23 protein-coding genes are annotated in these 23,182 nt (G+C 71.3%); 10 read left to right on the forward strand and 13 right to left on the reverse strand.

The genetic code is table 11. The features are described 5' to 3' along the window. Window positions 1-243: 243 nt before the first annotated feature. On the reverse strand, window positions 244-489 hold the full coding sequence (locus OGH68_RS23600; RefSeq protein WP_264246960.1) for a hypothetical protein: 246 nt from the start codon (window positions 487-489) through the stop codon (window positions 244-246). Then, window positions 486-1,448, reverse strand: a complete 963-nt coding sequence (locus OGH68_RS23605; RefSeq protein ID WP_264250241.1) for an SPFH domain-containing protein — start codon at window positions 1,446-1,448, stop codon at window positions 486-488. The genes OGH68_RS23600 and OGH68_RS23605 overlap by 4 nt, the downstream gene beginning before the upstream one ends. A gap of 261 nt (window positions 1,449-1,709) precedes the next feature. Here OGH68_RS23605 and OGH68_RS23610 point away from each other — a divergent pair, with 261 nt between their 5' ends. From OGH68_RS23610 to OGH68_RS23620, 3 genes are all read left to right on the forward strand, one after another. Continuing rightward, window positions 1,710-3,947, forward strand: coding sequence for a transglycosylase domain-containing protein (locus tag OGH68_RS23610; RefSeq protein WP_264246961.1), 2,238 nt, complete (start codon window positions 1,710-1,712; stop codon window positions 3,945-3,947). Between the two features lie 429 nt (window positions 3,948-4,376). Beyond that, a complete protein-coding gene (locus tag OGH68_RS23615) occupies window positions 4,377-4,862 on the forward strand; it encodes a DUF2243 domain-containing protein (RefSeq protein WP_264246962.1) in 486 nt (161 codons plus the stop codon). Then, window positions 4,859-5,785, forward strand: a complete 927-nt coding sequence (locus tag OGH68_RS23620; protein WP_264246963.1) for a cytochrome c oxidase assembly protein — start codon at window positions 4,859-4,861, stop codon at window positions 5,783-5,785. Before OGH68_RS23615 ends, OGH68_RS23620 begins: the two co-directional genes overlap by 4 nt. Here OGH68_RS23620 and OGH68_RS23625 read toward each other — a convergent pair. The 3 genes from OGH68_RS23625 to OGH68_RS23635 all read right to left on the reverse strand — a co-directional run bounded on the left by OGH68_RS23625 (window position 5,782) and on the right by OGH68_RS23635 (window position 10,220). Further along, window positions 5,782-7,680, reverse strand: coding sequence for a SpoIIE family protein phosphatase (locus OGH68_RS23625; protein ID WP_264246964.1), 1,899 nt, complete (start codon window positions 7,678-7,680; stop codon window positions 5,782-5,784). The genes OGH68_RS23620 and OGH68_RS23625 overlap by 4 nt on opposite strands. A gap of 334 nt (window positions 7,681-8,014) precedes the next feature. After that, window positions 8,015-8,743, reverse strand: coding sequence for a DUF402 domain-containing protein (locus OGH68_RS23630; protein WP_264246965.1), 729 nt, complete (start codon window positions 8,741-8,743; stop codon window positions 8,015-8,017). 82 nt (window positions 8,744-8,825) lie between these two features. Then, window positions 8,826-10,220, reverse strand: coding sequence for a class II fumarate hydratase (locus OGH68_RS23635; protein ID WP_413471024.1), 1,395 nt, complete (start codon window positions 10,218-10,220; stop codon window positions 8,826-8,828). Window positions 10,221-10,326: 106 nt separating this feature from the next. Between OGH68_RS23635 and OGH68_RS23640 the strand changes: the two genes are divergently transcribed. Further along, complete coding sequence (locus tag OGH68_RS23640; protein ID WP_264246967.1) at window positions 10,327-11,856, forward strand: ricin-type beta-trefoil lectin domain protein; 1,530 nt, start codon at window positions 10,327-10,329, stop codon at window positions 11,854-11,856. Window positions 11,857-11,884: 28 nt separating this feature from the next. Here OGH68_RS23640 and OGH68_RS23645 read toward each other — a convergent pair whose 3' ends face one another. Beyond that, complete coding sequence (locus OGH68_RS23645) at window positions 11,885-12,292, reverse strand: hypothetical protein (RefSeq protein WP_264246968.1); 408 nt, start codon at window positions 12,290-12,292, stop codon at window positions 11,885-11,887. Continuing rightward, a complete protein-coding gene (locus tag OGH68_RS23650) occupies window positions 12,289-12,546 on the reverse strand; it encodes a hypothetical protein (RefSeq protein ID WP_264246969.1) in 258 nt (85 codons plus the stop codon). Before OGH68_RS23650 ends, OGH68_RS23645 begins: the two co-directional genes overlap by 4 nt. A 24-nt stretch (window positions 12,547-12,570) precedes the next feature. Here OGH68_RS23650 and OGH68_RS23655 point away from each other — a divergent pair, with 24 nt between their 5' ends. Then, window positions 12,571-12,813, forward strand: a complete 243-nt coding sequence (locus OGH68_RS23655) for a hypothetical protein (protein WP_264246970.1) — start codon at window positions 12,571-12,573, stop codon at window positions 12,811-12,813. Window positions 12,814-12,863: 50 nt separating this feature from the next. Here OGH68_RS23655 and OGH68_RS23660 read toward each other — a convergent pair whose 3' ends face one another. Beyond that, window positions 12,864-14,540 carry a fumarate hydratase gene (locus OGH68_RS23660; RefSeq protein ID WP_319020238.1) on the reverse strand — a complete coding sequence of 559 codons (1,677 nt, stop codon included), beginning with the start codon at window positions 14,538-14,540 and terminating at the stop codon, window positions 12,864-12,866. Between the two features lie 181 nt (window positions 14,541-14,721). Between OGH68_RS23660 and OGH68_RS23665 the strand changes: the two genes are divergently transcribed. Both OGH68_RS23665 and OGH68_RS23670 read left to right on the forward strand, forming a co-directional pair. Beyond that, window positions 14,722-15,402 (forward strand): DUF1707 domain-containing protein, encoded by a 681-nt coding sequence (locus OGH68_RS23665; protein WP_264246972.1) that lies wholly within the window; start codon window positions 14,722-14,724, stop codon window positions 15,400-15,402. 201 nt (window positions 15,403-15,603) lie between these two features. After that, entirely contained in the window at window positions 15,604-15,957 is a 354-nt protein-coding gene (locus OGH68_RS23670; protein ID WP_264246973.1) for a WhiB family transcriptional regulator, read from the forward strand. Between the two features lie 88 nt (window positions 15,958-16,045). On the opposite strand, the gene glpX is transcribed toward OGH68_RS23670, so the two are convergent. Then, window positions 16,046-17,077 (reverse strand): class II fructose-bisphosphatase, encoded by a 1,032-nt coding sequence (gene glpX, locus OGH68_RS23675; protein WP_264246974.1) that lies wholly within the window; start codon window positions 17,075-17,077, stop codon window positions 16,046-16,048. Window positions 17,078-17,213: 136 nt separating this feature from the next. Here glpX and OGH68_RS23680 point away from each other — a divergent pair, with 136 nt between their 5' ends. Further along, a complete protein-coding gene (locus OGH68_RS23680; protein ID WP_413471122.1) occupies window positions 17,214-17,789 on the forward strand; it encodes a DUF4245 domain-containing protein in 576 nt (191 codons plus the stop codon). A gap of 107 nt (window positions 17,790-17,896) precedes the next feature. On the opposite strand, the gene OGH68_RS23685 is transcribed toward OGH68_RS23680, so the two are convergent. The 3 genes from OGH68_RS23685 to xseA form a co-directional block, all read right to left on the reverse strand. Further along, a complete protein-coding gene (locus OGH68_RS23685) occupies window positions 17,897-18,487 on the reverse strand; it encodes a malonic semialdehyde reductase (protein WP_264246976.1) in 591 nt (196 codons plus the stop codon). A 126-nt stretch (window positions 18,488-18,613) separates the two neighbouring features. Beyond that, a complete protein-coding gene (locus tag OGH68_RS23690) occupies window positions 18,614-18,862 on the reverse strand; it encodes an exodeoxyribonuclease VII small subunit (RefSeq protein ID WP_264246977.1) in 249 nt (82 codons plus the stop codon). Between the two features lie 82 nt (window positions 18,863-18,944). Beyond that, a complete protein-coding gene (gene xseA, locus OGH68_RS23695; protein WP_264250242.1) occupies window positions 18,945-20,180 on the reverse strand; it encodes an exodeoxyribonuclease VII large subunit in 1,236 nt (411 codons plus the stop codon). A gap of 475 nt (window positions 20,181-20,655) precedes the next feature. On the opposite strand from xseA, the gene OGH68_RS23700 reads away from it, so the two are divergent. Together OGH68_RS23700 and ppgK are read left to right on the forward strand one after the other, a co-directional pair. Beyond that, on the forward strand, window positions 20,656-21,660 hold the full coding sequence (locus tag OGH68_RS23700; protein WP_413471025.1) for a 4-hydroxy-3-methylbut-2-enyl diphosphate reductase: 1,005 nt from the start codon (window positions 20,656-20,658) through the stop codon (window positions 21,658-21,660). A gap of 30 nt (window positions 21,661-21,690) precedes the next feature. Next, the gene (gene ppgK / locus OGH68_RS23705; protein ID WP_264246979.1) at window positions 21,691-22,431 is read left to right on the forward strand and encodes a polyphosphate--glucose phosphotransferase; all 741 of its coding nucleotides are present in this window, start codon (window positions 21,691-21,693) and stop codon (window positions 22,429-22,431) included. 85 nt (window positions 22,432-22,516) lie between these two features. On the opposite strand, the gene OGH68_RS23710 is transcribed toward ppgK, so the two are convergent. Continuing rightward, on the reverse strand, window positions 22,517-23,077 hold the full coding sequence (locus OGH68_RS23710) for a DUF6542 domain-containing protein (protein ID WP_264246980.1): 561 nt from the start codon (window positions 23,075-23,077) through the stop codon (window positions 22,517-22,519). Window positions 23,078-23,182 lie beyond the last annotated feature (105 nt).

A 23,182-nucleotide genomic window follows, 5' to 3' on the forward strand; every position in this document is an offset into this window, starting at 1 on the left:
GCGTCGCGGGTGCGGGTGGCGCCTGCGGCGGGCTGTTCCCCTCCCCGCCCCTTCCCGAAACCGGGCTCCGCCCGGACCCGTACCGCGCTTCGCGCGGTGTCCTCAATCGCCGGACGGGCTGGAAATGCCGCTGCGCGGCATTTCAGCCTCGCCGGCGTTTGAGGCGCGGGGGTCCGGGGGCGGAGCCCCCGGTTTCGGGAAGGGGCGGGGAGGGGAAAACGCCCCGCGCAGCGGCCACGCCCCCTACGGCGGCGCGTCCCCCGCCGGTGGAGGCGCCGGAGGCGCCTTCGGCGGACGCCCCCGCCGGGCGATCGGCCGCGTACCCCCCGGCAGCCGCCCCGCGTCGGCCAGCGCCCGCCGCAGCAGGAACTCGATCTGCGCGTTCGCGCTGCGCAGTTCGTCCCCCGCCCACCTGGCCAGCGCCTCGTACACCGCAGGGTCGAGCCGCAGCAGTACCTGTTTGCGATCGGAAGGGGGCGGCGGCGTCACTGGTAGAGCGTGCCCGTGTTGAGGACCGGCTGTGCCGCGCGGTCGCCGCACAGCACGACCATCAGGTTGGACACCATCGCGGCCTTGCGCTCGCCGTCCAGTTCGACGATGTCGTCCTCGGCGATCCGGGTGAGGGCCGCCTCGACCATGCCGACGGCGCCGTCGACGATCTGGCGCCGGGCGGCGACGACCGCGCCCGCCTGCTGGCGCTGCAGCATCGCGGAGGCGATCTCGGGCGCGTAGGCGAGGTGGGTGAAACGGGACTCGATGATGTGGACGCCGGCCGCCTCGACCCGTGCGTGGAGCTCCACGGCGAGCTTCTCGGTGATCTCCTCCGCGTTGCCGCGCAGTGACAGGCCCTCTTCGTCGTGGGCGTCGTAGGGGTACTCGATGGCGATGTGCCGGACCGCGGCTTCCGTCTGCGTGGAGACGAACTCGAGGAAGTCGTCCACCTCGAACATCGCCTGGGCGGTGTCCTCGACCTTCCACACCACCACCGCGGCCAGCTCGATGGGGTTGCCGTACGCGTCGTTGACCTTCAGTACGGCCGTCTCGTGGTTGCGCACGCGGGTCGAGATTTTGGCCCGTGAGGTGAACGGGTTGACCCAGCGGAGCCCGTCCGTGCGGATCGTGCCCCGGTAGCGGCCGAAGAGCTGGACGACGCGGGCCTCGCCGGGCGCGACCATGTTCAGTCCGCACATGGCGAGGAACGCGGCGATGCCGACCAGGATGCCGCCGGTGATCAGTACGGCCTTGGTGCCGGTGGAGTCGAACGCCGTCGCGGTGACGACGAGCGCCGCCCCGGCGGCCAGTCCGAGCAGCCCGAGCAGCAGGGCCAGGCCGCCTCCGATGCTGTTGGCGGCGAACTCCCGGACCTGTGGTCCGGGCATCTCCGGCAGGTCGGCCGCCCGGCCCTGCTCCTGGTCCCGGTCCTGGTCGATGGTGCTGGTAGCAGGCATGGACATCCCCGTTTCCGTGTCGCGTGAGCCGTTCTGCTCTCTAGCAGAGTGATATCACTTTATGGGATGTCGCAACCCTGTGGGCCCCTCGTGAGTCGGTTCCCTTGAGAGAGGGTGCTGATTCTCACGTCCGTAAAAGGGGGGATCGGTGCCTCTTTGTCTGTACGACCGGTGTTAGCTTGCTGAGCTGATTCCGGGCGGGTTCCGGTACCGATACCGACGGACAGACACCCACAGCCGACAGAGCGGAGCGACGAAGCGATGGGTCGAGCGGAAGCGCGACAGGCCCGGCAGCGCGGTGCGCGCCGGGCGAGGAGAGCCGGGCCCTCGGGCATACGCCGCTTCTTCACGTTCCGGAAGATCCTGGGCACGTTCTTCGGCCTGTGCCTGCTGGCGATGGGCGCGTTCTTCGTGGCCTACATGCTCGTCCCGGTCCCCGAGGCCAACGCAGAGGCCAAGCTGCAGAGCAACATCTACAAGTACAGCGACGGCAAGATCCTGGCCCGGACCGGTGAGGTCAACCGGGAGATCATCGGCCTGGACAAGATCCCCAAGGACGTCCAGTACGCCTTCGTCGCGGCCGAGAACAAGACCTTCTTCGAGGACTCCGGCGTCGACATCAAGGGCACGCTGCGCGGTCTGAAGAACACCGTCACCGGTCAGGGCAAGCAGGGTGGCTCGACCATCACCCAGCAGTACGTGAAGAACTACTACCTGACCCAGGACCGGACGATCACCCGCAAGCTCAAGGAGCTGGTGATCTCCCTGAAGGTGGACCGGAACAAGGAGAAGAGCGAGATCCTCGCCGGTTACCTCAACACCAGCTACTTCGGCCGCGGCGCGTACGGCATCCAGGCCGCCGCCCAGGCGTACTACGGCGTCGACGCCGAGAAGCTGAACGTCGCCCAGGGCGCGTACCTCGCCGCTCTCGTCCAGGCCCCCAGCAGCTACGACTGGGCCGTCGCCTCCGACGAGACCAAGGAGGCGGTGACCAACCGCTGGAACTACGTGCTCAACAACATGGTCGAGGAGAGCTGGCTCGACAAGGGCACCCGCGACGGATTGAAGTTCCCCGTGCCCCGGGCGCCCAAGGCCCCTCCGGGCCTGAGCGGCCAGGCCGGTTACATCGTCGACGCCGCCAAGGAGGAGCTGGCGCGCCAGGGCCTCGACAAGTCCGACCTCGACGCCGGCGGCTGGACGATCACCCTGAACATCGACTCCAAGCGCCAGAAGGAGCTGGAGAACGCGGTCACGGAGCAACTCGAGGACCAGCTCGACCGCGAGGGCAGCAAGGTCGACGCCACCGTGCAGGCCGGCGCCACCTCCGTCGACCCGAAGACGGGCAAGGTCGTCGCTCTGTACGGCGGAGTGGGCGCGACCGAGCACTGGGTCTCCAACGCCACCCGCCGCGACTACCAGCCCGCCTCCACGTTCAAGCCGGTCGTGTTCGCCTCCGCCCTGGAGAACGGCTCCGAGACCCAGGACGGCGACCCGATCGGCCTGAACACGGTCTACGACGGGGACAGCAAGCGCCCGGTCGAGGGCATCGACGGCCACTACGCCCCGCAGAACGACCTCAACAGGAGCTATGGTCCGGTCAGCGTCCAGACGTCCCTGAACCGGTCCATCAACTCCGCGTTCGCGCAGATGGCCGTCGACGTCGGCCTGGACGAGGTGAAGGAGACGGCGCTCGACATGGGCGTCCCGGACAAGAACTTCCCGGTCCGGCCGTCGATCGCGCTGGGCACCATGAGCGCCTCGACGTGGGACATGGCCGGTGTCTACGCCACCCTCGACAACCACGGCAAGAAGGTCACCCCGACGATCGTCGCCAAGGCCGAGCACAAGGACCGCGAGATCGAGGTCCAGGACCCGATCGGCAGCCAGGTGATCAGCCGTGAGACGGCCGACACGGTGACCGCCGGCCTGACCGGCGTGGTGAAGAACGGTTCCGGCGTCAACGCGAAGTCGAGCGCCTACGAGGCGGCCGGCAAGACCGGCACCTCGGAGAACAACAAGTCGGCGTGGTTCGCGGGTTACACGCCAGAACTCGCCACCGTGGTGGCCCTGTTCGGCGAGTCGCCCAAGGAGGGCGGCGGTCAGGTCTCCCTCACCGGCACGGCCGAGGCGGGCCGCGCCAACGGCGGTGGCTTCCCCGCCAAGATCTGGGCCGACTACACGCTGGGCGCGCTGAACGGCGGCTCCGACGCCGAGTTCGACCTGGACGTGGCGGAGATCGCGAGCCCCGACCCCTCGCCGACCCCGACGGAGACGGAGTCCGAGGAGACGTCGCCGACCCCGACGGAGACGGAGTCCGAGGAGACGTCGCCCACCCCGACGGACACCGAGACCGCGGACCCGGCCCCGACGGACGAGGCGCCCGTCACCCCGAGCTTCACCCCGCCCTCGGGGACCTTCACCCCGCCGATCGAGACGGATGACGGCGACGGTGACGGCGAGGCGAACCGCGACGAGGAACGCCGCCCGCTGACCCCCTGAGCGGCCGGCGGAACGCACACGACGGCGCCCGCACCCGAGAACCGGGTGCGGGCGCCGTCGTGTGCGCGGCGTGTGCCGTCGACGCTGCCGGAGTGCCGTGCGGACGTGGCGCGGCACGTGGACGGCCCGGCCCGACGCGCCCTTGCGGCCCGGCGGCGCCGGAGTTCCTCAACGTCCTTCGCACCGACCCCGGTGGCGTTCTCCGGAATCTGGTCACTGCGCGCGGCCGACGCCCCGGGCTGCTCGGCCGGGCCGGTCATCATGTCGGCACGGGCACCCCCCGTGTGTCCCCTTGTCGACTGTTCGGTGCGGGTGGCGCACGCGCGGCTGCACCCGTCGCCCGGATGCGGCACCAGGCGGGCTCGCGACGGTCGACACGGGGTACACGTACCGCATCACAGACACCGCCCTTCAGGAGACCAGCCCGCGATGAGCAGCGAACCGGCCCGGCCGGGCCCGTCCCGCGCCCGACTGCGGCCACGGCGGTCGCTGGCCGTGTGCGCGCTGATCGGTGTGGCCGTGATGGCCGCCATCGACGAGATCGTCTTCCACCAGATCCTGCACTGGCACCATTTCTATGACCGCTCCACCCCGGGCGTCGGCCTGCTGTCCGACGGCCTGCTGCACACAGGCGAGCTCCTCGCCCTGGTCGCCGGGTTCTTCCTCTTCGCCGATCTGCGCCGATGCCGCGCCCTGGCCGCCGACCACGCCTGGGCCGGGTTGTTCCTCGGTCTGGGTGCCTTCCAGCTGTTTGACGGAATCGTCGACCACAAGCTGCTGCGCCTGCACCAGGTCCGCTACGGCGTCGACGTCACCCCCTACGACTGGGCCTGGAACATCGCCGGCCTCGTCCTGCTTCTCATCGGCGTCGCCCTGACCGTGCGCGCTCACCGCCACGCGCCGGCCGTGTCGTGATCCTCGCCCACACTCACACCCACCCCGGCCACAGCGGCACCGGCGCCCTCGGGCCCGTCGTCGCCGCGGCCGCGCTGCTGGCCGCGCTCGCCTACCTGCTGGCCGCCCTCCGGCTGCGCCGGCGCGGCGACAGCTGGCCCCGCTACCGTGACGCCTCCTGTGTCGCCGGCAGCGCCGCGCTGGCTTACGCGTTCACCGGGAGACTGCCGGGCGAGCCGTTCACCGCCCACATGGCCCAGCACCTCACCGCCGCCATGGCCGCCCCGCTGCTGCTGATCCTCGCCCGCCCCCTCACCCTCACGCTGCGCACCGTGCCCCCGGGGCCCGCCCGCCGAAGTCTGCTCGCCGTGGCACACTCCCGGCCGGCCACCTGGCTGCTCTTCCCGCCCGTGGCCGCTGTCCTGGACATCGGTGGCCTGTGGCTGCTCTACCGGACCCACCTGCTGGTCACCACCCACCACCAGCCGCTGCTCAGCACAGCCCTGCACGTCCATGTCATCGCCGCCGGACTGCTGTTCACCTTCACCATCTGCCGGCTGGACCCGGTACGCCGCCGATGGAACCTCGCCTGGCGCGGAAGCACGCTGCTTGCCGCCGGATGGGCCCACGCCGTACTCGCCAAGACCCTCTACGCCACGCCCCCGCCCGGTACCACGTTCACCACCGGCGACAGGCACACCGCCTCCCAGCTGATGTACTACGGCGGCGACCTCGTCGAAATCGCCCTCGCCACCGTGCTCGCCGCCCAGTGGTACACCACGGCAGGCCGCGCCCGGCAGCGCTCGCAGCCCTCGAACACGGCCGCTGTCCACAAGCCACCGACAACGGCGGGATCCTCGGTCGGTGCGGACTCACACCGAACCGACGGCGCATCCCGGCCGAGGTCCCGAGCCACGGCCGACGGGGCGAACGGGACCGGCTAGGCGCGGGTGGGCAGCTCGAACCAGACGACCTTGCCCGTCGACAACCGTGTCGCGCCCCACCGCCTGGCGAGCCGGTTGACCAGGAACAGGCCGCGGCCGCCCTCGTCCGTGTCGCGCGCCCGGCGCTGTCTCGGCAGCTGGGGTGAGTCGTCGCCGACCTCGCAGCGCAGCACGTCGGTGCGCAGCAGCCGCAGCGTCACCGGCCGTTCCGCGTACCGCACGGCATTGGTGACGACCTCGCTGACGAGCAGCTCCACCGAGTCGGACAGCTCCTCTAGGCCCCAGCGGGCCAGGGCCCGCCGCGCGAGACGGCGGGCGCGGCCCGGTGCGGCGTCCTCCGGCTCCAGGAACCAGTAGGCGACGTCGCTCGGTGCGATCCCGTCGAAACGGGCCGCGAGCAGGGCGATGTCGTCGTCACGGTCACCGGGGCCCAGCATGTCGAGCACGTCGTCGCACAGGGCCTCCAGCGGCGGCGAGTGGTCCGGCCCGGTGAGCTGCGCGGTGTCGGCGAGCCGTTCCCGGAGCTGCTCGATGCCCGTCCACACGTCCCGCAGCCGTGACTCGACCAGCCCGTCGGTGTAGAGCAGCAGGGTCGCTCCGGCCGGGGCGTCGAGTTCCACGGCCTCGAAGTCGACGCCGCCGACGCCGATGGGAGCGCCGGGCGGCACCCGCAGCACCTCGGCCCGCCCGCCCAGGTGCAGCAGGATGGGCGGCGGGTGGCCGGCGTTGGCGATGGTGATCCGGTGCGAGACCGGGTCGTAGACCGCGTACAGGCAGGTGGCCATGCGGTCCGTGCCGAGGCGCTGGGCCTGCTCGTCCAGGTGGTGCAGGACCTCCTGCGGCGGCAGGTCGAGGCCGGCCAGCGTCTGGGCCGTCGTACGCAGCTGGCCCATGATCGCGGCGGAGGTCATGGAGTGGCCCATGACGTCGCCCACGACGAGCGCGACCCGGCTGCCGGGCAGCGGGATGGCGTCGTACCAGTCGCCGCCGACGCGGGCCGTCTCCGCCGCCGGGAGGTAGCGGGAGGCGAGCCGTACACCGGTGGGCTGGGGCAGCGAGTCGGGGAGCATGGTGCGCTGCAGCTCGTCGGCGATGTACGCCTCGCGGCCGTAGAGCACCGCCTTGTCGATGCCGAGCGCCGTGTGGGTCGCCAGCTGGGCCGCGACGAGCAGGTCGTTGGGTTCGAAGGCGGGCCGGTCGGGGCGGCGCAGGAAGACCGCGGCACCGATCACCCGACGGCGGCCGCGCAGCGGCGCGAGTATCGCGCGGTGGCCGCTCGGCACGCAATGTCCGTCGCCGAGGAGTTCGGGCAGGGCGGCGCGGGCCGCCGCGGAGTCGCCGAAGACCGGCCGCACCCCGCGCAGCACCTCGGAGAGCGCTCCTCCGGAGCGGACCTCGCACAGCTCGGCGGCCGGGACGGCGTCGCTGCCCGCGTCGAGCAGCGGCATGGCGCCGACGCCGCCCTGGTCCCCGTCGTCAGCGTTTGAACGCAGCCTGTCGGTACGGCGCAGGCGCAGCACGAACGGGGAGACGGGTCGCTCGTCGCCCACCGGCAGCGGATCCCGCAGATAGACGAGGATCGCGTCGGAGAACGTCGGCACGGTGGCCCGGCACAGGCCGAGGACGATCTCGTCGAGGTCGATGCCCCGGGCGATCCGCCGCGTGGCCGCTCCCACGAACCGCAGCCGGTCGCCCTCGCGTCTCGCGGTCCCCGCGATGTCCTGGGCCTGCAGGTGCGCCGCCGGCACCGGCGGCTGCGTCTGCGGTTGCGGCTTCGGCGGCGGGCCGGCGGGCGCGGGGGAGGCCCCGGCCGCCTGCGCCCGCGGCCGGGTGCGTTCCTGGGACCGGGCAGCCAGCGGCTGTCGGCCTTCGTGGGAGGTGGGATGCTCCGTCACGCGTGGGATTCCGTCCATCCGGGCCGGGGGTGCGATGCAATCGCCTCGTGGGGCGGTATACCCGCTCTGGGGGTGACGTCGACAGGGTGGCGGGCCTCCGGCACAGCTCAACCCCCTGTTGTGACTGACTCGTGTCCCGTCCGAGACGCTGCGCGACCGGACGTTCTGTGACTGCTCGGTGACTTGCGGTCGGGCCCTGTGCTTCTGCTCCCTCGTACTGCGCAGCCTTGCGGACGACGATCCTACGTTTGACCCCAGGGGGCGCATCAAGAGTCTCACGAGGTCGTATACGCCGGAGCGCGTTCCCGTCGGGATCCGGCCACGAGCGCTCGGATCAGGCCGCTTGCGGTGCCGGAAGCCGGTCCCAGTCGGCCGGGAGGGCCGGTACCCGCCAGGCCGGGTCCGGGCGCCAGAGCTCCCAGCCGTCGCAGAACGGCGCCCCCCAGGAGCGGATCACCTCGACCGCCGCCCGGCCCGCCTCCCGCACACCCCGCGCCGTGCGGGCGTCCATCAGGCCGACCCGCTGGGCCTGGTCGAACTCGTCCTCGTCCCGCCACAGCCAACTGCGGTCCGGGTAGACGGAGATGTCGAGGAAGTGGTCTTCCGAGTCGACGCCGCCCGACCAGCGGGTCTGCGGCTCCTCGAGGTTCACGTACCAGCTGCGGAACTGCCAGCCGTGCTCCCAGAAGAGCCACACCGACCAGGGCAGGCCGGGCTGGGCCAGCTTCAGCACGCCATTGCCGGACCAGCGGGTGCGGGCGGTGGTGCGCGGCGCGGTGTACCGGGTGGCCAGCGGCTCCTCGTGGACCGGGGTGCCGTCGGCGAGCAGCGGCTTCACGCACTCGGTGCCGGGGGCCATCCACACGGCGAGCAGCTCGTCCGTGTCCTGGACGACCGTCACGGGCCGGCAGATGTGGAACGCGCGGCCCGCCGTACCGGGTACATGGCCGCGATAGCGCCAGAGGATGTGCTCCCCGGGCTCCCAGCGTGCGCCGCGCTGCCCGTTCGTCGTGCGCTGATCCGTCCCGCCCGTGTCGTGTGCCGGGCCTCCCGTGCCTGTCATGAGCAGATCTTAGGAGTACGCAACGGGCCGCGCTGCGACCCTTGTCACGGACCGTGTCGCGGGCCGTGACACGGAACCGGCCTCACGGACGGGTCATGCGCAGCACGTCGAGCGCCTCGTCCAGCTGCTCCAGGGTCAGTTCTCCACGCTCCACATAGCCGGACTCGAGCACGACCTCACGGATCGTCCGGCGCTCCGCGAGCGACTTCTTGGCGACCTTCGCGGCCTCCTCGTACCCGATGTACTTGTTGAGCGGGGTGACCACGGAGGGGGAGGACTCCGCGTACTCGCGGGCCCGTTCGACGTCGGCGGTGATGCCGTCGACGGTGCGGTCCGCCAGCAGCCGTGCGGCGCCCGCCAGCAGCCTGACCGATTCCAGCAGGTTCTTGGCGATCACCGGCAGCATCACGTTGAGCTCGAAGTTCCCGGCCGCGCCGGCCGCCGCGACGGTGGCGTCGTTGCCCGTGACCTGGGCGGCGACCATCAGCACCGCCTCCGGGATCACCGGGTTCACCTTGCCGGGCATGATCGAGGAGCCCGGCTGGAGGTCGGGGAGGGCGATCTCGGCGAGACCGGTGCGCGGGCCGGAGGCCATCCAGCGCAGATCGTTGCAGATCTTGGTGAGCGAGACCGCGACGGTACGGAGCTGGCCGGAGGTCTCCACCAGCCCGTCCCGCGCGCCTTGGGCCTCGAAGTGGTCACGGGCCTCCGTGAGCGGCAGCCCGGTCGCGCGGGCCACCTCGGCGATGACGGCGGCGGCGAAGCCGGGCGGGGTGTTGATGCCGGTGCCCACGGCCGTACCGCCCAGCGGCAGTTCGGCGAGGCGCGGCAGCGACACCGTCAACCGCTCGATCCCGTAACGGATCTGCGCCGCGTAGCCGCCGAACTCCTGACCGAGGGTGACGGGCGTGGCGTCCATCAGGTGCGTACGGCCCGCCTTGACGACCGTCGCGAACTCGGTGGCCTTGCGCTCCAGCGAGGTGGCGAGGTGGTCCAGGGCGGGGATCAGGTCGCGGGTGACGGCCGCGGTCGCCGCGATGTGGATGGAGGACGGAAAGACGTCGTTGGACGACTGGGAGGCGTTCACATGGTCGTTGGGGTGGACGTCCCGGCCGAGCCGTTCGGTGGCGAGGGTCGCGAGGACCTCGTTGGTGTTCATGTTGGAGGAGGTGCCGGAGCCGGTCTGGAAGACGTCCACCGGGAAGTGCTCGTCCCAGCGGCCCTCCGCCACCTCCGTCGCGGCGTCGGCGATCGCGCGGGCGATGTCCGGTTCCAGTACGCCGAGTTGGGCGTTGACCTCGGCCGCCGCGGCCTTGATACGGGCGAGCGCCTCGATGTGCGCACGCTCCAGGCCCTGCCCGGAGACGGGGAAGTTCTCCACCGCCCGCTGGGTCTGGGCCCGCCACTTGGCATGGGCGGGGACCCGCACCTCACCCATGGAGTCGTGCTCGGTCCGGTAGCCGCTCGCATCGCTCACGTTCTTCAACCTCCCGTAAAAGTTGAGCACTTGTCTTGTTCCGCGTATTCCCAGTCCGCCTACCTGCCAGTAAAAACCGTGGGTAACCCCACTTCCAGGAGGCGCGATGAAGCGCACCAGGTACAGATTCCGCCGGGCTGTCACGGTAGGCGCCGTGGCCGCCGCCACGGCACTGGGAACCCTGACGGCCACCGCCCCCGCCGGAGCGGCAGAGGCAGACGACACGCGGTCGGTGTCCTCCGTACCGCTCACACCCGAACTCGAGGCGATCCGGGCCGCCGAGGCCACCGCACTCTACGGAAGCCCCGACGAACGGCCGTTCGACGCCCGGAAGACCGGCCTGATCACGCTGGGCGACAGCGAGATCTCCGGTGAGGGCACCGGCACGTACGAGGAGCCCACCGACGGGCCCGACAACTGGTGCCACCGCTCGCCCGACGCCGCCGTCCACCGCACCGGAGTCCCCGCGGACGTCACGTACAACGTGTCCTGCTCCGGTGCGTCCACCGCCAACATCCGCATCGGCGGCAGCAAGCAGTACGCCGACGAACTCGTCCAGAGCGACAGCCTCGCCATCAAGGCCCGCAACACCCGCATCAAGATGGTGGTGCTCGTCGCCGGCGCCAACGACGACCTCCAGTTCGGTCCCGTCATGACCGACTGCGTCACCCGCTACGTGCTGCTCCAGGGGCCCTGCGAGCCCAAGTACGCCCCCGGCTGGCAGGCCCGCGTCGACGGCCTCGTCCCCAAGGTCGAGCAGACCGTGCGCGACCTGCGCACCGTGATGCGCGGCGCCGGATACGGGGACGGCGACTACAGGCTGGTCGTGATGGGCTACCCGAGCCCCATCGGCCCCGACTTCCGCGACAACCCCGACTTCCCGGGCAAGCTGGTCTGCGGCGGCATGGGCTACGACTCCGACACCGTGTGGGGCCGCAACGCCGCCGTCCCCGCCTTCGAACGCGGCATGCGCGAGGCCGCACGCGCCACCGGGGCCGTGTACCTGGACAACTCCCGCCTCTTCCACGGCCATGAGGTGTGCCACCAGGACCCCTGGGCCCGCGGCCTCTACATCGACCTCGGGCACTTCCCGCCGGACTCCAACTCCGTCCGGCAGTCCTTCCACCCCAACATCCGCGGCCACGCGGCGTTCGCCTCGTGCCTGACCCAGCTCTACAACTCCTCGGCCCGCGAGGCGAGCTGCGCGGACGTCAACTCGACGGGGAAGCCCGTCCTGTTCCCGTACGCCTGGGACGACGCGTACAAGCCGCTGCGCAACGCGGCGACCGGTGACTGCCTGGACGTCGAGGGCGCCCGGAGCGCCAACGGCACCGGCGTCGTCGGCTGGGACTGCCACGGCGGACGCAACCAGGGCTGGTGGCACGACCCGGCACGCGGCACCGTCCACACGGAGCTGTCCCAGGACCGCTGCCTGGACGTGCCGGGCGGCGACTACCGGGCGGCCGCGGCCGTGATCGTCTGGGACTGCCACGGTGGCTCCAACCAGAAGTTCGTCCGCGACGGATCCACGATCCGCCCGGCGTCCGCGACCGGGCTCTGCATGACCCAGGGCGCGGCACACGAGCCGGTCCGCCTCCAGGCGTGCGACGGCTCGGCGAACCAGCGCTTCGCCTGACCTTGGGGACACGGCACCGCGGCCGGCGCTACGCGTCGGACGCGGTGCCGTTCGTTCCGGGTGTGAGATCCAGGACCCGAACGGGCACGCCGGTCCATCTGTTCGGTTCCGCGGTGGCGATGATCGCCCCGTCCGGCCGGTCCGGGGTGGGCTGCGCCGCGTGCTGACTGTGCGCCGCGGCCCAGGTCGCCTGTCGTGCCACGGCCAGGGCAGCGGCCAGGTCCAGATCGAGGACGGTGATGCCGGGCAGGGAGGCCAGATGCTCCGCCGTGCCGGGCCGCGCCCGATCCGCTTCCACCAGCGCGCACGCCGGGGCGTACAAGAACCAGCCGGCTTCTGCGTGGGCGCGGTGGATGAGGCGGGAGGCGAGGACGTTGCCCTGACCGGCCGCGGTCATCGCCGTGTCGTCCAGGACGATGTGCACGGCGTCGCTCACCGGGCGGTCACCTGAGCCAGGCGGCGGTCCAGCTCGCTGTCGAGGTCCTGCTCCTCGGCTGCGGTCGGGGCGTAGCCGTTCCACTCCTTCAACGCCGCCTTGGCCTTCTCGGCACGCTCGGCACGCTCGGCCGGGGTCAGCAGGGTCTCCGCCAGACGGGCCAGATAGGCGCGCAGCGACAACCCCTCAGCGGCAGCTACGGCAGCGAGTCTGTCCTTGGCTTCCTGGGGGATACGGACGTTGGCATCGGTCATCGTCGCACTCCTTCCCGTCTCAGCATGGTACGGGTACGTACCCGTACCCATGCCCGGCTGGCCGACGCCATCACACAACAGACCGCCTCGGTGTGCGCCGGCTCGGTCTGCGTCCTGGCGTCGGGGCATGAAGGCCCGCATCACGACCGGGCGGGCGACGCCTGGTGGGTGACCCCGGAGATTGCCGACGCGGTGACCGTGTCCTTCCTGGCCCACGTGCCGGCGGACGCGTTCGGTCGGCCTGCGGGGGAGGAAACGAACCGCTGAGCGGGCGGCGGAAGGAGCCCCGGGCGGGCAGCCCGGGGCTCCTCGAAGAGCTACGCCAGGCCCGGTCCCCGGACCGGGATCGACGTGAACGTCGGGGCCGGGGCCGGGTCCTGGAAGAAGTCGTTGCCCTTGTCGTCCACCACGATGAACGCCGGGAAGTCCTCGACCTCGATCTTCCAGACCGCCTCCATGCCGAGCTCCTCGTACTCGACGACCTCGACCTTCTTGATGCAGTCCTGCGCCAGCCGGGCCGCCGGGCCGCCGATCGAGCCGAGGTAGAAGCCGCCGTGCGAGCCGCACGCGTCCGTGACCTGCTTGGAGCGGTTGCCCTTGGCCAGCATGACCTTGGAGCCGCCGGCCGCCTGGAACTGCTCGACGTAGGAGTCCATCCGGCCGGCGGTGGTCGGGCCGAAGGAGCCGGAGGCGTAGCCCTCCGGGGTCTTCGCGGGGCCCGCGTAGTAGACCGGGTGGTCCTTCAGGTACTGGGGCATCTCCTCGCCCGCGTCGAGGCGTTCCTTGATCTTGGCGTGCGCGATGTCGCGGGCGACGACCAGCGGGCCGGTCAGCGAGAGGCGGGTCTTCACCGGGTGCTTGGTCAGCTCGGCGAGGATCTCGTCCATGGGCCGGTTGAGGTCGATCTTGACGACATCCCCCGACTCGTCCAGGTGATCGTCCGTCGTGTCCGGCAGGAAGCGCGCCGGGTCGGTCTCCAGCTGCTCCAGGAAGACGCCCTCCGCCGTGACCTTCGCGACCGCCTGGCGGTCGGCCGAGCAGGAGACGGCGATGGCCACGGGCAGCGAGGCGCCGTGCCGGGGCAGGCGCACCACGCGCACGTCGTGGCAGAAGTACTTGCCGCCGAACTGTGCGCCGATGCCGATCTTCTGGGTGAGCTCGAAGACCTTCTTCTCCAGCTCCTCGTCACGGAAGCCGTGGCCGAGCTCCGACCCCTCGGACGGCAGCTCGTCCAGGTAGTGCGCGGACGCGTACTTCGCGGTCTTCAGCGCGAACTCGGCGCTCGTGCCGCCGACGACGATCGCCAGGTGGTACGGCGGGCAGGCGGCCGTGCCGAGCGAGCGGATCTTCTCCTCCAGGAACTTCATCATGCTCGCCTCGTTGAGCACGGCCTTCGTCTCCTGGTAGAGGAAGGACTTGTTGGCGGAGCCGCCACCCTTTGCCATGAAGAGGAACTTGTAGGCGCCGCCGTCGGTCGCGTACAGCTCGATCTGCGCGGGGAGGTTGGAGCCGGTGTTCTTCTCCTCCCACATGGTGAGCGGGGCCATCTGCGAGTACCGGAGGTTCAGCTCGGTGTACGCGTCGTAGATGCCGCGCGACAGCGCTTCCTCGTCGCCGCCCTCGGTGAGCACGTTCTGGCCGCGCTTGCCCATGACGATCGCGGTGCCGGTGTCCTGGCACATCGGGAGTACGCCGGCGGCGGCGATGTTCGCGTTCTTCAGCAGGTCGAGGGCGACGAACTTGTCGTTCGACGACGCCTCCGGGTCGTCGATGATCCGCCGCAGCTGCGCGAGGTGGGCCGGGCGCAGAAAGTGCTGGATGTCGTGGATCGCCTCGGCGGCCAGCTTGCGCAGCGCCTCCGGCTCTACCTTGAGGAACGTACGGCCGTCGGCCTCGAAGGTGGAGACCCCCTCGGCCGTCACCAGGCGGTACGGCGTGGTGTCCTCCCCCAGGGGGAGCAGGTCGGAGTACGCAAACTCTGGCATTACGGCCATTCCTCACTCGACAGACGGCAGCGCCGCCTCCATTGGCGGCGCGCCCTCCAGCGTAGAACGCCCGGAGAGTCCCGATCCTGTGAGGTAAGGCTCACTTGGAGCGGGACACGGAAGGTGGCGCGGCCGGTGTGCACGGCGCGTGCACTAGTCGCGATCTATCGCGTTTCGCTAGTCTGGTGCCGTGGACCTCGAGAAGCAGCCCCAGACGCCGGCCGCTCCCCAGAAGCCGGCCGCCCCGCCGGCCCAGGACGGTGCCATTCGTGCCTCCGACGCCGACCGCGACCGGATCGCGGACATCCTCCGGGACGCCCTGGCGGAGGGCCGGCTGGACGCCGAGGAGCACTCGGAGCGCATCGACGCGGTCTACCGCGCCAAGACCGTGGGCGAGTTGGAGCCGATCGTGCGGGACCTGCCCGCTGCCGGCAGCCGGTCCGCCACCGCGCGCGCGTGCGAGGAGTCCGGTGACGCGGACGGCGGCCCGGCGGAGAACCTCGTCGCCGTCTTCTCCAGCTCGACCCGCAAGGGCCGTTGGCGGGTGGGCCGCAGGACGAACGCCTTCTCGCTCTTCGGCAGTATCGAGATCGACCTCACCGAGGCGCTCTACGGGCAGCGGCTCTCCGTGATCAACGCGACCTCGATCTTCGGCAACGTCGAGGTGCGTGTCCCCGAGAACATCTCCCTGCGCGGCAGCGGCACCGGCATCTTCGGGAACTTCGAAGTCGTGACGCTGGAGGCCGCCGATCCCGAGGCGCCGGTGGTCGTCGTCAACGGCTACACGGTGTTCGGCAACGTCGAGGCGAAGCCGAAGCGCGGCCGGCGCATCTCCGACCTCCACGGCCGGCTGCGCAAGCACCTCGGCTGACGGGCCGGGAGCAAGGGGCATGGAGACGAGGGGCGGACGCATTCGCACGCGGCCCGCCCGAGGGGCGCTTTTACGCCGCACACGCCGATACGCAATTCCGTGCGTCGGAACTCAGTGCCACTCAGTGCATAGGCGTGCGTACAGCGGGTAGGGACTGCTGCATCGTCTCTCGCTCGCGAATCCCGTCGTCAGGAGTAGACCGTGCTGCAACTGCCGCATCAGTCCCTGCAGGTCGCCGCCGTTCCGCGCCAGCGCATTCCTGCCCGGGAGGACCAGGCGGGCCCCTGGCACGCGGAGGCGGTGTGCCGCCGCGACGAGGCGGGCCTGTTCTTCGCCCCGTCCAAGGAGCCCACGGCCGAGCGGCTGGCACGGGAGGAGGCGGCGAAGCGCGTGTGCGCCCGCTGCCCCGTGATGGTGGAGTGCCGGGAGCACGCACTGCTCCAGCCCGAGCCGTACGGCGTGTGGGGCGGCCTGACCGCGGCCGAGCGCCGCGTGGTGCTGGCCCGCCGCAGGCGCCGCGACGTGGAGCTCAAGAAGCCGGCGTCGGCGGCCTGACCGATCCCGACCGTATGGAAACGGGGCGCCCCCGCACAAGGGCGCCCCTTCCGTTTGCCGGCCGGGGGCCGGCCGGTGTGACGAGCGCCTACTTCGCGCGGTCGAAGTCGATCTGGCTGTACGCGCGGAGCTTCGACAGCCGGTGCGTGGAGTCGATCTGCCGGATGGTGCCGGACTTCGAGCGCATCACCAGGGACTGCGTGGTCGCGGTCTCCGCCCGGTAGCGGACGCCGCGCAGCAGCTCGCCGTCCGTGATGCCCGTGGCGACGAAGAAGACGTTCTCGCCGGAGACGAGGTCGTTCGTGCTCAGGACGCGGTCCAGGTCGTGGCCGGCGTCCAGGGCGCGCTGCCGCTCCTCGTCGTCCTTCGGCCACAGCTTGCCCTGGATCACACCGCCCAGGCACTTGATCGCGCAGGCCGAGATGATGCCCTCGGGCGTGCCGCCGATGCCCAGCAGCAGGTCGACGCCGGTGCCTTCCTTGACGGCCATGATCGAGCCGGCGACGTCGCCGTCCGAGATGAACTTGATCCGAGCGCCGGTCTCGCGGATCTCCTTGACGATGCCCTCGTGGCGCGGGCGGTCGAGGATGACGACGGTCACGTCCTCGGGGGAGGAGTGCTTCGCCTTGGCGACCCGCCGGATGTTGACGGAGACGGGCGCGTTGATGTCGACGTAGTCGGCGGCCTCCGGGCCGGTGACCAGCTTGTCCATGTAGAAGACGGCGGACGGGTCGAACATGGTGCCGCGGTCCGCGGCGGCCAGCACGGCGATGGCGTTCGGCATGCCCTTGGCGGTCAGGGTGGTGCCGTCGATCGGGTCGACGGCGATGTCGCACTCGGCGCCGGTCCCGTCGCCGATCCGCTCGCCGTTGAACAGCATCGGGGCCTCGTCCTTCTCGCCCTCGCCGATGACGACGACGCCGTTCATCGAGACGGTGGAGACGAGGGTCCGCATGGCCTTGACCGCGGCGCCGTCGGCGCCGTTCTTCTCACCGCGCCCGACCCAGCGGCCGGCGGCCATGGCGGCGGCCTCGGTGACCCGGACGAGCTCCAGGGCGAGATTGCGGTCGGGGGCCTCGGGGGAGACCTCGAGCTGGGACGGCAGATGATTCTCGGTCATCGGAGCGCACCTTTCTGTACGACGACGGCCGTAAATAAAGAGGGTGGGGCGACTCTATCGGTACGTCGACAATTTGAGCAGTGGGGGCCACGTTTGAGCAGACCCGGCGGATGCGAACATGGGGGGCGTGGCAGGTATGCGAGGCAAGCAGACGATCCGTGGCATGTTCCAGTCCATGGCCGTGATCGGCGTCGTCGTGGCGGGCATCTACATGCTCGTTCCGCACGACGAGAACAAGGACCCGATCAAGGCCGTCGACTACCGCGTCGAGCTGGTGACGGCGCAGCGGGCCGCACCGTATCCGGTCGCGGCGCCCGAGGGGCTCGGCAAGGAGTGGCGGGCGACGTCGGTCACCTTCGAGCGGGAGAACGCCCACGCGTGGCATCTCGGCTTCCTGGACCCGGACAACGAGTACGTGGCGGTCGAGCAGTCCACGGCCACGTCCGCCGAGAAGTACGTCCGTGAGGTCACGCACGACGCCGCGAAGACCGACCGGACGCGGCAGGTGGCCGGCGAGACCTGGCAGTACTGGGAGGGGCCCAAGTACGACGCCCTCGTGCTGACCGCCGACGGCGCCACGACGGTGGTGACCGGCACGGCGAACCAGGACCGGCTGGCCGAGATGGCCGCGGCCCTCACGTCGGAGGGACCCGAGGGCGCGGGTGACGGAGCGTCGGCCACGCCGTCGGTGAAGCCCTCCGCCGGTTCCTGATCGCACGCCGCGAGGGCGCCGAGTCGCCCCGGGAACGGCGAAAGGCCGCCGCGCCCTGACGGGTGCGGCGGCCTTTCGGTGCCTGCGCGCGCTCGGGGCGCGCCGGCTCAGACGGTGGTGACGACGTCCTCGTACGACAGGCGCGGGGAACGCGGGAACCAGGCGTCCTCGCCCGGCTTGCCGATGTTGACGACCATCAGCGGGGTGTGGTCGTCGTCCAGGAACTCCTTCTGGAGGCCCGCGAAGTCGAGGCCGGTCATCGGGCCGGCGGCCAGGCCGGCGGCGCGCACGCCGACGATGAAGTACGCGGCCTGCAGCGCCGCGTTCAGACCGGCGGCCTGCTCACGGACCGGGCGCTCGCTGAAGAAGGCGTCCTTGGCCTGCGGGAAGTGCGGGAACAGGGCCGGGAGCTCCTCGTGGAACTCGTTGTCGGCAGCCAGGATCGCGACCAGCGGGGCGGAGGCGGTCTTCGGCTGGTTGCCCTCGGCCATGTGCTTGACCAGACGCTCACGGGCCTCGGGCGAGCGGACCAGTACGACGCGCAGAGGGCTCTGGTTGAAGGCCGTGGGCCCGTACTTGACGAGGTCGTAGATCGCCTGGACCTGCTCGTCGGTCACCGGCTCGTCGGTGAACGTGTTGGCGGTGCGGGCCTCACGGAAGAGGAGGTCCTGGGCGGCGGGGTCAAGAACGAGTGACATCGGGGACGTGCCTTCCGCGTCGGTGAATAAGCCTTACGGGCGGTGCCAACCGGGCGGGAGTGGATTAAATTTCAACTACATGCCGATTGTGACCCGCTTCACATCTGCCCCGGGGTCGGCGGGCGGCTATTCGCCGCCCGTCCCGGCAGAGCCCTCCGCGCCGGTTCCCTCCGGCTCCGCCAGGGCCGCGTCGAGGCGGGCCCGGGCTCCCTCCAGCCAGTGCCGGCACACCTGCGCCAGCTCCTCGCCGCGCTCCCACAGCGCCAGCGACTCCTCGAGCGTCGTGCCGCCCGCCTCCAGCCGGCGTACGACCTCGATCAGCTCGTCCCGCGCCTGCTCGTAACCGAGCGCGGCCTCTTCCGTCTTGGCAGCCATGCCATCCACCCTATGTATGCCTTTGCATGAGATACGACTACGGAACCGGCGTGGCCCGCGCCGCGCGGCGCAGGCCGGTCCGTCACTCGGCGACCCGCACCGGGACCTCCCCCTCCGCGACCCGCACCGGGAACTCGCCCTCCGCGACGCGCGCCCGCAGCGTGTCCCCCGACTCGACGTCGTCCGGCGAGCGCACCACCGCACCGTCGGCGCGCTGCAGCACCGCGTACCCCCGCTCCAGCGTCGCCGCCGGCGACAGCGAGACCACCCGGGCCCGGGTGTGCGCCAGCTCCGAGTCGGCGCGGTCCAGCAGATGCCCCAGCACCCGCCTGCTGCGGGCGACCAGCGCGTCCACCTCGGCCTCGCGCTCGTCCACCATCCGCTGCGGGCGCTCCATGCACGGCCGGGCCAGCGCGTGCGCGAGCCCCCGCTCCTCCCGGTCCAGCAGCCCCCGCACCGTGCGCAGGGCCCGGTCCCTCAGCTGCCGCACCCGGTCCAGCTCCTCGCCGACGTCCGGCACGACCTTCTTCGCCGCGTCCGTCGGCGTCGAGGCCCGCAGATCGGCCACCAGGTCCAGCAGCGGGGAGTCCGGCTCGTGGCCGATCGCGGAGACGACCGGAGTCGTGCACGCGGCCACCGCGCGGACCAGCTGCTCGTCCGAGAACGGCAGCAGATCCTCCACGCTGCCGCCGCCGCGCGCCACGATGATCACATCCACCTCGTCCAGCGCGTCCAGCTCCTTGACGGCCTGGACCACCTGCGGCACGGCGTGCACGCCCTGGACGGCGACGTTGCGCACCTCGAAGCGCACGTGCGGCCACCGCCGGCGCGCGTTCTCCAGCACGTCGCGCTCCGCCGCCGACGCGCGCCCGCAGACCAGCCCCACCCGGTGCGGCAGGAACGGCAGCGCCCGCTTCCGCTCCGGCGCGAACAGCCCCTGCGCGCCGAGCGACCGCTTCAAATGCTCCAGTTTCGCGAGCAGTTCGCCGATGCCCACCGGCCTTATCTCCACCGCCCGCAGCGACAGCTGCCCCCGGGGCGCGTACCACTCCGGCTTGGCGTGCACGACGACGCGGGCACCCTCGGCCACCACGTCGGCAACGGCGTCGAAGACCTGCCGGAAGCAGGTGACGCCCACGGAGATGTCGTACGACGGATCGCGCAGCGTCAGAAAGACGACACCGGCGCCCGGCCGCCGCGACAGCTGGGTGATCTGCCCCTCCACCCACACCGCGCCGAGCCGGTCGATCCACCCGCCGATGAGCCGTGACACCTCGCCGACCGGCAGAGGGGATTCCGCGGACGTGTTGAGAGCCATAGGGGCGAGCGTAACGGCCCCCTCGGACAACCCGGCCCGCGCGCGAAGCGCGCCCTCAGGGAGCATCGCCATCCACCCGGCGATGAAACCGGGCCCCTCTCCGAGCCCTTTGCGCGCACAGGTGAACACCGAACCGGCCAGCGGCGCGACCCGCACCGTCTGCGTGTAGCTCACCGCGGTGAATGCCATGGCGACCGTGGCGACGACGTAGACGAGCGCGACCGCCCCTCCCGACTTGGCCTCCAGCGTCCCGAAGACGCCGACCGGGGCCATCGGGGCGATGAACAGCAGCCCGTGGACGACCAGATCGCGGAACCCGAGCGTGCGCCGCAGTCCGCGGTGGTCAGGAGTCTCACGGGGCGGGTCCCGGGCGTGGCGGCTCGCCTCCTCACGTGCTCCCCCACTCGCGTACCGTCACGTATCGCCCAGTCTGCGGCCCGCGGCCGATCAAGCACGTCCACGACGCGGCCTTACGATGGGGGGCATGACTGCTACGCCTCCTGCCCGACGCGTCCTCCTCGCCGCTCCCCGCGGCTACTGCGCAGGTGTGGACCGTGCCGTGATCGCCGTCGAGAAGGCCCTCGAGCAGTACGGGTCACCGATCTACGTGCGCCACGAGATCGTCCACAACAAGTACGTCGTGCAGACCCTGGAGAAGAAGGGCGCCATCTTCGTCGACGAGACGGCGGAGGTCCCCGAGGGGTCGATCGTGATGTTCTCCGCGCACGGCGTCGCGCCGACCGTCCACGAGGAGGCGGCGCAGCGCAGGCTCGCGACCATCGACGCGACCTGTCCGCTGGTCACCAAGGTCCACAAGGAGGCCGTGCGGTTCGCCCAGGAGGATTACGACATTCTCCTGATCGGTCACGAGGGCCACGAGGAGGTCATCGGCACGTCCGGCGAGGCGCCCGAGCACATCACCCTCGTCGACGGCCCGGAAGACGTGGCCCGCGTGGAGGTCCGCAACCCGGACAAGGTCGTCTGGCTGTCCCAGACCACGCTCTCCGTCGACGAGACGATGGAGACCGTCGACGCCCTCAAGACGAAGTTTCCCGGACTGGTCTCGCCGCCCAGCGACGACATCTGCTACGCCACGCAGAACCGCCAGATCGCCGTCAAGCAGATGGGCGCGGAGGCCGACCTGGTCATCGTCGTCGGCTCGAAGAACTCGTCGAACTCGGTCCGCCTGGTCGAGGTCGCCCTCGGCGCCGGGGCGAAGGACGCCCACCTCGTCGACTTCGCCGACGAGATCGACGAGGCCTGGCTCGAAGGTGTCTCCACCGTCGGCGTCACCTCGGGTGCGTCCGTTCCGGACGTGCTGGTCGAGGGCGTGCTCGAGTGGCTGTCGCAGCGCGGCTTCGAGGACGTGGAGATCGTGAAGGCGGCCGAGGAGTCGATCACCTTCTCGCTGCCGAAGGAGCTCCGCCGCGACCTGCGCGCGGAGGCCGCCGAGCTGTCGGGCCGGCCGTCCGGGCAGTAACGCTCAGCGCCTCCCCTTAACGTTGTGTCCATGAACGTCTTCGGAGTGGACATCGGCGGATCCGGGATCAAGGGCGCTCCCGTGGATCTGGATCGCGGCGATCTGGCGCAGGAGCGCCACAAGGTGCTGACACCGCAGCCGTCGACCCCGGACGCCGTCGCCGACGGCGTCGCCGAGGTGATCGGTCACTTCGGCTGGACCGGGCCGGTCGGCATCACCTTCCCGGGCGTCGTCACCGGCGGCGTCACCCGCACCGCGGCCAACGTCGACAAGGGCTGGGTCGACAAGGACGCCGCCTCACTGCTCGGCGAGCGCCTCGGCGGGCTGCCCGTGACGATCCTGAACGACGCGGACGCGGCGGGCGTGGCCGAGATGACGTTCGGCGCCGGCCGGGGCCGCAAGGGCACCGTCATCCTGCTGACCTTCGGCACCGGTATCGGCAGCGCCCTCTTCATCGACGGCCGCCTGGTGCCCAACACCGAGCTGGGCCACCTCGAACTGAACGGCCACGACGCGGAGAAGCGCGCGTCGACCAAGGCCAAGGAGGACGCCGACCTCAGCTGGGCGCACTGGGCGCGGCGGGTGCAGAAGTACCTGGCCCACGTCGAGATGCTGTTCTCGCCGGAGCTGTTCATCGTGGGCGGCGGGGTGAGCCGCAAGTCGGAGAAGTTCCTGCCCCTGATCGAGGGCGTGCGGGCGGAGATCGTCCCGGCCGAGCTGCAGAACAACGCGGGCATCGTGGGAGCGGCGATGGCGGCGGCGAGCCGGTAGGACGCGACGGGGCGGCGGCCGGGCGGTCCGGGCGTACGTTTCCCGGGCGCACGGCGGCCCGGCGGGACGGCGTCCCGCGGGCGGGTCAGCCGCGCCGGCCGGGGCCGCCGCCCGTACGGTTCCGCCGCTGCCGCCGCCCCATCGTCCGCAGTTTCCGTACACAGGTGATGACCCCGGCGACCAGCGTCCCGCCGTACAGCCACCCCGCGTGCACGGCGAGCGCCGTCACCACGGCCATCGTCTGACCGCCGAACCCGCCGCTGCCGCCGGAGATCGGCACGATCCCGACGGTGAACGCGATCGGCACGATGATCGGCGCGATGACCAGGTCGGCCTCGCGCACCCACAGTGCCGTGAGCGCGCTGACGGGCAGGAACAGCAGCCCGTAGACGATCGAGGAGCCGTTGAACAGCAGCTCGTCGAGACTGCCCAGCACCAGCATCGTGGCGGCCCCGAACAACCCCGCCCCGAGCCCGGTCAGCCGGGGGTTCGGCAGCCGCCGCAGCGCCAGCACCAGCGGCGGGACGGGCCGCGGCGGGCGGGTGGGCACCGGATAGACGGTGGCGTCGGCAAGCGTGCCGGGTGCCGGAAGAGGGGCCTGCGGCTGCTGCCGGGGCCCGGGGCGACCTGTCCTGTGCTGCTCCACCCGGACAACGTAGGTCGAGACGAGGGAGGAAACCGGCACTAGACACGCCCTTTGGACGACCTTGGCGCTGCGTTCGACTCCGGGCGGCCGTCGCAGGGCCGCGCA

It is taken from the genome of Streptomyces peucetius (genome assembly GCF_025854275.1).
In the GTDB taxonomy this organism is placed as follows: Bacteria; Actinomycetota; Actinomycetes; order Streptomycetales; family Streptomycetaceae; genus Streptomyces; species Streptomyces peucetius_A.